General features: G+C 68.0%; 8 protein-coding genes. 2 read left to right on the forward strand and 6 right to left on the reverse strand.

Annotated features, from left to right (window positions below):
- Nucleotides 1-37: 37 nt before the first annotated feature.
- Nucleotides 38-265 (reverse strand): hypothetical protein, encoded by a 228-nt coding sequence (locus ACFWF3_RS15065; protein ID WP_378631491.1) that lies wholly within the window; start codon nucleotides 263-265, stop codon nucleotides 38-40.
- A gap of 200 nt (nucleotides 266-465) precedes the next feature.
- Between ACFWF3_RS15065 and ACFWF3_RS15070 the strand changes: the two genes are divergently transcribed.
- Together ACFWF3_RS15070 and ACFWF3_RS15075 are read left to right on the forward strand one after the other, a co-directional pair.
- Nucleotides 466-1,653: a serine hydrolase domain-containing protein gene (locus ACFWF3_RS15070; RefSeq protein WP_379314125.1), complete on the forward strand. Its 1,188-nt coding sequence runs from the start codon at nucleotides 466-468 to the stop codon at nucleotides 1,651-1,653.
- On the forward strand, nucleotides 1,650-3,158 hold the full coding sequence (locus ACFWF3_RS15075; RefSeq protein WP_379314126.1) for an alpha/beta hydrolase: 1,509 nt from the start codon (nucleotides 1,650-1,652) through the stop codon (nucleotides 3,156-3,158). Before ACFWF3_RS15070 ends, ACFWF3_RS15075 begins: the two co-directional genes overlap by 4 nt.
- Here ACFWF3_RS15075 and ACFWF3_RS15080 read toward each other — a convergent pair.
- From ACFWF3_RS15080 to ACFWF3_RS15100, 5 genes are all read right to left on the reverse strand, one after another.
- Nucleotides 3,128-3,787 carry a response regulator transcription factor gene (locus tag ACFWF3_RS15080; RefSeq protein WP_378990780.1) on the reverse strand — a complete coding sequence of 220 codons (660 nt, stop codon included), beginning with the start codon at nucleotides 3,785-3,787 and terminating at the stop codon, nucleotides 3,128-3,130. The two genes, ACFWF3_RS15075 and ACFWF3_RS15080, sit on opposite strands and share 31 nt — an antisense overlap.
- On the reverse strand, nucleotides 3,775-5,025 hold the full coding sequence (locus ACFWF3_RS15085; RefSeq protein ID WP_379314127.1) for a sensor histidine kinase: 1,251 nt from the start codon (nucleotides 5,023-5,025) through the stop codon (nucleotides 3,775-3,777). The genes ACFWF3_RS15080 and ACFWF3_RS15085 overlap by 13 nt, the downstream gene beginning before the upstream one ends.
- A gap of 7 nt (nucleotides 5,026-5,032) precedes the next feature.
- Nucleotides 5,033-6,805: an MDR family MFS transporter gene (locus ACFWF3_RS15090; RefSeq protein ID WP_379314128.1), complete on the reverse strand. Its 1,773-nt coding sequence runs from the start codon at nucleotides 6,803-6,805 to the stop codon at nucleotides 5,033-5,035.
- On the reverse strand, nucleotides 6,802-7,293 hold the full coding sequence (locus ACFWF3_RS15095) for a MarR family winged helix-turn-helix transcriptional regulator (protein WP_378990785.1): 492 nt from the start codon (nucleotides 7,291-7,293) through the stop codon (nucleotides 6,802-6,804). The genes ACFWF3_RS15090 and ACFWF3_RS15095 overlap by 4 nt, the downstream gene beginning before the upstream one ends.
- Nucleotides 7,294-7,381: 88 nt before the next feature.
- Nucleotides 7,382-8,203 carry a crotonase/enoyl-CoA hydratase family protein gene (locus tag ACFWF3_RS15100; protein WP_379314129.1) on the reverse strand — a complete coding sequence of 274 codons (822 nt, stop codon included), beginning with the start codon at nucleotides 8,201-8,203 and terminating at the stop codon, nucleotides 7,382-7,384.
- Between the last annotated feature and the right edge of the window lie 153 nt (nucleotides 8,204-8,356).

The following is an 8,356-nucleotide window of genomic DNA, read 5'->3' on the forward strand; positions in this document are numbered from 1 at the left end:
GGAAGTCCGAAGAGTTTTCGGACTTCCCGTTTCGGTGTCAGTACCAGATGTAGAGATCCCAGCCGTCCCAGCTCTCCGTGCACTCCCAGTAATACCCGCCGGTGTACGGATCTTCCCCGGCCGCGCGGCACTGATAGAGCTCGTAGTAGGTGCCGTAATACGTTCCGTACGGCGCCGCGGCGGCACTGCCCGCACCGACCGCCGACACCCCGGCGACGGTCGCGACGGCCAGCAGGGCAGCGGCGATGGTGGATTTGATGCGCATATTGATTCTCCTGACGCGGACAACTTCGACTTCTCGAAGTTATTGCGGCGCAGAGGTTTGAACAGCCAACCCTAGGGGTAAGTTCACTCTCCCCTTGGTCGCTTCACCTACCCCACCCCAAGGTTGGTAGCGCAGGCACCACCTTCGATTCGGGTGTGCGCGGCATGGGCACGGCGCCCGCTCGTACCTAGGCTCGAATCATGCAGCTCAACACCACTTTTTCGAGCAAGTCACGGCGTGCCTTCGCGGCCGGAACCGGCATGCTCGCACTACTCACCGTCACCGCGTGCGGCCCCGAGAACAGCGCCACGGCGGCGCAACCGGGTCGGCCGGAGATCCGGCAGGCGCTCGAATCGGTGGTGCAGGCGGGATTCCCCGGCGCCCAGGCCGTGATCACCACCGCGGCCGGCGAACAGACCGTCACCGCGGGGGTCGGTGATATCGAGACCGGCGCACCGATTCCCGACGGGGCGTACGTCCGAATCGGCAGCAACACCAAGAGTTTCGTCGCGACCGTGGTCATGCAGTTGGTCGCCGAGGGGAAGGTCGAACTCGATGGTCCCGTCGAGCGGTACCTACCGGGCGTCGTGCAGGGCAGTGGCAACGATGGCAACCGCATCACCGTGCGCCAACTGCTCCAGCACACCAGCGGGCTACCGGACTATCTGGCCGGCGGCGATCCCAGCCTGCGTGCCGACCCCGGCACGCAGCAGATCGAGCCAGACCCGGAAGTCATCCGCCTGCGCCACTTTTCGCCCAGCGAGCTGGTCCGCATCGCGATGACGATGCCGCCGCGGCACGAACCCGGCGCCCGCTCGGTCTACACCAACACCAACTACATCCTGCTCGGCATGCTGATCGAGCAGGTCACCGGCCGCCCCGCCGCCACGGAGATCACCACCAGGATCATCGAGCCACTCGGCTTGCGCGACACCTACTTTCCCGCACCCGGCGACATCGGCCTGCGCACACCACACCCGCGCGGCTATCAGGAAATCGACGGCGCCCGTGTCGATTTCACCGACTTCGATCCCTCATGGGGCGATACCGCAGGTGCGATGATCGCCACCGGCTCGGATCTGAACCGCTTCTTCCTCGCACTGCTGGACGGCAAGTTGCTGCCCGCCGCACAGCTGGAACAGATGCGGCAGACGGTGCAGTTCGACCGAATGCCTTCGGCCGGTTACGGATTAGGCCTGGTCGTGCAGACCACCTCGTGTGGCAGGACGACCGTCGCCCACGGTGGCAGCATCCCCGGTTTCGATACCCGCACCGGGGTCACAGCCGACGGCGTCGCGGTGACCATCACCGTGAACGAGCTGCCGAACAGCAAAGACCAGGCAGAGGTTGTCGAGCGGGCCTTCGACACCGTGGTCTGTGCCTCATGAAACGCGCGATCCTGGCCGTCGCGGTCGCCGCGACGGCCGCCGGATTGCTCACCGCCACCACGGCATCGGCCGATGTCGACCCGCTCGATCGTTTTCGCCATCAGTCGCTGACCTGGCAGTCCTGCGATGATCCGCGTCTCGATCCGGCGGGCGCCCAGTGCGCGCAGGTGAGGGTACCGGTGGATTACTCGGCGCCACAGGCGGAAACGATGACCGTGGCCATCTCGCGGCTGCCCGCTACGGACCCCGCGAAACGTCGCGGCGTGCTGCTGTCCAATCCGGGAGGCCCCGGCGCTCCCGGTCTCGACTTCATGATCGACGTACGCGAGGCGATGAGCTCCGAGGTCCGTGACCGCTACGACCTGATCGGCATGGATCCGCGCGGTATCGGCCGCTCCACCCCGGTGAACTGCCGCTGGCAGCACGGATTCGGGCTGGAATCCGCCGGTCTCGACGGCGTCGGTTTCGCCGAAAGCGTCGCCCAGCATGCCGAACTCGCCGCGCTGTGCGCGACGAACGAGGGACCTCGGCTGCACCACATCACCACACGCAACACCGCCCGCGATATGGACGTCATCCGTGCCGCCCTCGGCGAGGAACGAATCAGCTACTTCGGCACCTCCTACGGCACCTACCTCGGCGCGGTCTTCGCACAGCTGTTCCCCGAGCGCAGCGACCGGTTCGTCCTCGACAGTGCCGTCGACCCCGAGCACTACGGATCGGTCGGGATGATCCGTGCCATGGGCCCGGTCAACGAGGCGGCATTCGACCGATGGGCCGATTGGGTGGCCGCCCACGACGGCGAGTTCCGTTTCGGCGCGGACCGTTCCGCGGTCAGGTCGACCGTGCAGACCATGGTCCACCGCGCGAACGACCGGCCGATCCGGATCGGCGAGTTCACCGTCGACGAACACAGCCTGCCGATGGTGCTCTACCGCGGGCTCGACGACCCACGCAACTATCCGCTGCTGGCACGCCAGATCCGGCAACTCGCCGATGCCGCCGACGGCATCGAGGTGCGGCCCGAACCCGAGCTTGCCGCCTCGCTCGCCTTCATGCTCACCGCGCGGCCACGCGACTACTCACCGGCGTTGGCCGTCCTGTGCGGCGATGTGGAAGTACCGCGCGATCCAGCCTGGTACTGGCGCAATATCGAGGCGAGCCGTGCCGATCAACCGCTGTTCGGCGCGTTCGCGAACAACATTCCGCCGTGCGCGTTCTGGGCGCCCCCGGTCGAGCAGCCGACCGTGATCGGCAATGCGGTGCCGAGCCTGATCGTCCAGTCCACCGACGACACCCGCACCACCCACGCGGGCGCGCGGGTCATGCACCGGGCAATGACGGGGTCACGCATGGTGACCTTGGAAGATGTCGCGGTGCACTGGATCTACGGCAACTACCCGAACACCTGCGTCGACACGACCGTCAACGCCTATCTCCGCGACGGCACGCTGCCCGACACCGACCCGGTCTGTCAGGACGATCCGGGGCGCGCGTTCAGGTAGGCCAGTACGGCGAGGACCCGGCGGTGGCCCGATTCGTCGGCGGCGAGGCCGAGCTTGGCGAAGATGCTGCGAATGTGTTTGAGCACAGCGCCTTCGGTGACGACCAGGCGCGCCGCGATGGCGGAGTTGTCCTGTCCTTCGGCCATCAGCGCGAGCACTTCGCGTTCGCGGGCGGTCAGCGTGGACAGCGGATCGTCGACCTTGCGGCGCACCAGCAGTTGTGCGATCACTTCCGGGTCCATCGCGGTGCCACCGGCGGCGACGCGGTGCAGGGATTCGAGGAACCGGTCGACCTTGCCGACCCGTTCCTTGAGCAGGTACCCGACGCCACCACCACCGTCACCGAGCAGTTCGGAGGCGTAACTGTCCTCCACATAGGACGACAGCACGAGCACCGGCAGCCCGGGGTGGACGGTCCTGGCGCGCACCGCGGCGCGCAGGCCGTCGTCGGTGAAGGTAGGCGGGAGCCGCACATCCACCACCACGGCGTCCGGCCGGTCGGCGGTGACGACGGCGAGGAAATCGTCGGCATTGTCGACGGCGGCCACCACGTCGATCCCGGCCGTCTTCAACAGCAGCACGAGGCCTTCCCGCAGGAGGGCGTCGTCCTCGGCGATCACGACCCGCACGGCAACTCCACCCGCACCACAGTAGGCCCACCGGCGGGGCTGCTCAGCGTCATCTGCCCGTCGAGCGCCTCGGCCCTGCGCCGGATGCCGGCCAGACCACCCCCGTCGGTCGCGCTCGCTCCACCCATACCGTCGTCGCGGATCTCGACGGTGAGCAGATCGGGCGGCCCACCCAGTTCTATCGACAGTGTGTCGGCACCGGAGTGTTTGGTCGCGTTGGTGATGGCCTCGGCGATCACGAAATAGGCGGCGGCCTCCACCGCCATCGGCCGCCGGGTGATGCCGTTGGATTCGAGCACGCACGGGATCGGACTGCGCGCGGCCAGCGCGGAGACGGCGCTGTTCAGGCCCCGATCCGAGAGCACCGGCGGGTAAACGCTGCGCACCACATCGCGCAGTTCGGCCAAGGCCGCCGAAGCCGTGTCCTGCGCTGTCCGCACCATCCGATCGGCGGCTTCGGGATCACGGTCGCGCCATTGCTCGGCCAGTCCGAGTTGCATGATCACCGCCGCGATTCTGGCTTGGGCGCCATCGTGCAGATCGCGTTCGATGCGGCGCAGTTCGGCACCGTGCGCGTCCAACGCGGCGGCCCTGGTCACGGTCAGCTCGGCGACCCGATCGGCCAGCACGGCGTTCTCGTCCGGCGCGAGCAACGCCCCTGCCACTCGGGCCTGCGCGTTCGCCGCCTCGGGCGCGCGCAGTGCGAGGGCGCCGTAGACGATGCCGACCGCCACGCTCACCACGGCGGCGGTCCAAGAATCGATGACGATGCCGCCGCTGGACACCGTGCCGTCGGCCCGCGCACTCCAATAACTCGCGACGGCGAGATGCTGCACCGCGCTCAGCGGCAGTGCCACCGCCAGTGCGGCCAGTGGCAATCCGATGATCGCGTGCAGCACCAGCCAGGCCAGATCACGCCGATTCGCCGGATCGGCGGCCAGCGTCGCGAGCTGATGACGCAGGTCGCCGGTCAACGGCCGGTAGGCGGACACGATCGGCGTGCCGAGCAACCTGCCCGCCCTGCGCCGTTCGAGCCCCAGCAGCGGCCGGATCAACTTGACCGCCTCCGGCAGCGCGGGAATCCCGATCCCGATCAGGCTCGCGGCCGCCACGATCGCCAGCGCGACCACCGCGAACAGCGACGCCACCCCGGTCAGCCCGCCCACCAGCAGATAGCCGACAGCGGCGGGCAGACGACGTAACCGCCGCACTACACCACCGCTGCCGAATCGACTCACCCGATGATCATGCCGGGGGCGCACCCGCTCGGACTCGACCACCCTCGTCCCCGTCGCGCGGGTCCCCGGCTGACGCGGCGGACTGCGCGGCGGTGTCGACCAGCGCACCCACCCCTTCGGCGGCCTTGGCATCGCCGTCGGCTTGGATTCCCCCCGACATCCGCAGCGGAACTTCCTTCCAGAACAGCACCAGCAGCAGGGCGATCAACGCCACCGCGGAGGCGACGAGGAACACCGTCGACATCGAGTCGGCGAAGCCCACCTGGAAGGGCTTGGCGAGTTCGGGGTCGAGCTGCTGGATGATCGAGCTGTCCTGGAGGACCTTGCCCGCGGCCGACGTGTCGTGCGCCAGCAGGCCCTTGGCCAGCGCGGCATCCGCCGGGTTGGCGCTCTGCGCGCCCTCGATCACGGCCTGCTGGTAGGCGGGGTCCGCCGCCGACTGCTGCAATTCGGTGGTGATGTTCGGGGTGAGCAGCGAGAACAGGATCGACAGGAACACCGCGGCGCCGAGGGTGCCGCCGATCTGACGGAAGAACGTCGCCGACGCGGTCGAGACGCCCATGTCCTTGGGCGGCAGCGCGTTCTGCAAGGCCAGGGTCAGCGGCTGCATGAGATTGCCGAGGCCGAAGCCGGTGGCCGCCATGAACAGCATCGCCAGCCACAGCGGGCTGTCGGCGTCGAGCAGGTGCAGCAGGAACAACCCGAGCGTCAGCATGATCGCGCCGATTATCGGGAATGCCCGGTAGCGGCCGGTTTTCGAGATCAGCCGACCCGAGACGATCGAACCGGTCATCAGCCCGAGCACCATCGGCAGCATCTGCAGACCTGCCTCGGTCGGCCCGGCGCCGCGCACCACCTGCAGGTACTGCGGCAGCAGCAGCATGCCGCCGAACATCGCCGCACCGACGACGAAGGAGATCACCACGCCGAGCGCGAACGTCACATTGTCGAAGATCCGCAGCGGGATCAACGCCGCGTCTCCCATGAACTTCTCGACCACGACGAAGCCGGCCAGCCCGATCGCGCCGATCGCGTAACAGATCACCGAAGAGTTACCGCTCCAGCCCCATTCGCGACCCTGTTCGGCCACGATCAGCAGCGGAACCAATCCGACCGCGAGCACGATCGCACCCGCGAAGTCGATGCGGTGGGTGGCGTGCGGCTTGCGCGGCAGGTGCAGCACCCGGGTCACCACCACCAGGGCGAGCAGCCCCAGCGGCACGTTCACCAGGAACACCCAGCGCCAGCCGGTGATGCCGAGAATGGTGTCCTGCCCGGCCAGCAGCCCGCCGAGGACGGGTCCGAGCACACTCGAAATGCCGAACACCGCAAGGAAATAGCCCTGGTAGCGGGCGCGTTCACGGGGTCCGATGATGTCGCCCATGATGGCCAGCGCCAGCGACATGAGTCCGCCCGCGCCCAGACCCTGGAACGCGCGGAACGCGGCCAGCTGATACATCGACGTGGCCAGCGTGCACAGCAGCGAACCGACGATGAACAGACCGATCGCGGCCAGGAAGAACGGCTTGCGGCCGAACATGTCCGAGAGCTTGCCGTAGAGCGGGGTGCTGATCGTCGCGGTGATCAGGTAGGCGGTGGTGGCCCAGGCCTGCAGCGAGTAGCCGTCGAGGTCGTCGGCGATGGTGCGGATGGACGTCGACACGATCGTCTGATCGAGCGAGGCCAGCAGCATGCCGAGCATCAGCCCGGACAGGATGGTCAGGATTTGGCGATGGGTGAAGCCTGCCGGTGATTCCACCGGGGCCGCGGTTGTCGTCACGAAACGTTCTCCGTAGTGCTCAGTGCGGGCGGCTGGGCCAGCAGGACCGGGCGGGCCGCGTCGTAGTCCTCGACGAACCGCGTCAGCAGCCCGGCGAAGAGCGCGCGATCGTCGGTGGACCAGTTCTCGGTGACGATGGCGATGGAATTCCGGCGCCGCGCCCGGATCCGGTCGGCGGTCTCGCGCCCGTAGTCGGTGGCCTCCAGCACGGTGGCTCGCCCGTCGTCGGGGTCGGCTGCGCGCACCACCAGGCCACGCTCCACCAGCTGCGCGACCTGCCTGCTCACCGTCGACGCGTCCGAATGCACCGCGTCGGCGAGCGCGCCCGAGCGCATCGGCCCGTCACACACCAACCGGAACAGCACCATGAACCCCGCCGGGTCGATCCCCGAGTGGTCCTTGATCTGGGCCATCGCCCGATCGCGCAGCCGGTGCAGCCGCACGAGCTGGATCGCGATCGCGTCGATCGCGGGCTCACTCTCACTCACACGTTTACCTTTACTTGCATCAATCAATTAGTTGTGTGATGCAAGTATGTAGGCAGAACGGTCGCCGTGGCAACCGTTTGAACTGCCTTTACTCGCCCTTGAACTCCGGCGTGCGCTTCTCGAAGACCGCCGCGATCGCCTCGGGCAGGTCCTTCGACGGCAGGAACGCCGCGTTCCACGTCGACACGTAACGCAGGCCGTCGGCGATCGCCGGGCTGGTCCGCTGCTCGAGCACGTCCTTGATGCCCTGCACCACCAGCGGCGGGTTACCGGCGATCTCGCGCGCCATCGCGTGCGCGGCGGCCAGCACGGCCTCCTGATCGGCGAACACCTCGTTCACCAGGCCCATCCGCTCGGCACGGGCCGCGTCGATATCCTTGGCGGTGAAGGCCAGCTCCCGCAGATTGCCCTCGCCGATGATGCCGGGCAGGCGCTGCAGCGACCCGATGTCGGCGACGATCGCCACCTTCGCCTCACGCAGGCTGAACTTGGCATCCGCGCTGGCCAGACGAATATCGGCAGCGGCGATCAGGTCGAGACCACCGCCGATGCACCACCCGGACACCGCTGCGATCACCGGCTTGGTGCACTCGGCCAGCGCCGTCACCGAGGCCTGCATCCGGCGGACCTCCTTGAGGAACTCCGTGCGCGGCCCCGCCTTCGCGTCGTCGGCCAGCACCGGAGCCAGCGTGCCCGCGGTCGCGGCCAGGTCGAGACCGAACGAGAAGTGCTTGCCCGCCCCGGTCACCACCACCGCCCGTACCTGCGGATCCGCGTCGAGCTCGGCGAAGACCTCTGGCAGCTCGCGCCAGAAGTCGGGTCCCATCGCATTGCCCTTGCCCGGTCCGATCAACGTGACCTGGGCAACGTTGTCGGCGATCTCGACGGTAAAGGCCTTCCATTCACTCATGCCCTGATTATTGCCACCGCGCCAACATGCCGCCCACTCAGCCCCGACCCCAACCCCCGACCCCTAGGGAGGGGCCGGACGCGCAGCGGCCGGGTTCGCGGCCGTCCCGTCGATCAGGTGCCGTTGCGTAGGCGACGAAGGAGCAAGCAACGG

It is taken from the genome of Nocardia sp. NPDC060220 (assembly GCF_042727815.1).
Taxonomy (GTDB): Bacteria; Actinomycetota; Actinomycetes; order Mycobacteriales; family Mycobacteriaceae; genus Nocardia.

Bases quoted from the DNA above. Each gene is read 5' to 3' on its own strand.
- ACFWF3_RS15065 (WP_378631491.1), bottom strand. From the start codon at position 265: ATGCGCATCAAATCCACCATCGCCGCTGCCCTGCTGGCCGTCGCGACC.
- ACFWF3_RS15070 (WP_379314125.1), top strand. From the start codon at position 466: ATGCAGCTCAACACCACTTTTTCGAGCAAGTCACGGCGTGCCTTCGCG.
- ACFWF3_RS15075 (WP_379314126.1), top strand. From the start codon at position 1,650: ATGAAACGCGCGATCCTGGCCGTCGCGGTCGCCGCGACGGCCGCCGGA.
- ACFWF3_RS15100 (WP_379314129.1), bottom strand. From the start codon at position 8,203: ATGAGTGAATGGAAGGCCTTTACCGTCGAGATCGCCGACAACGTTGCC.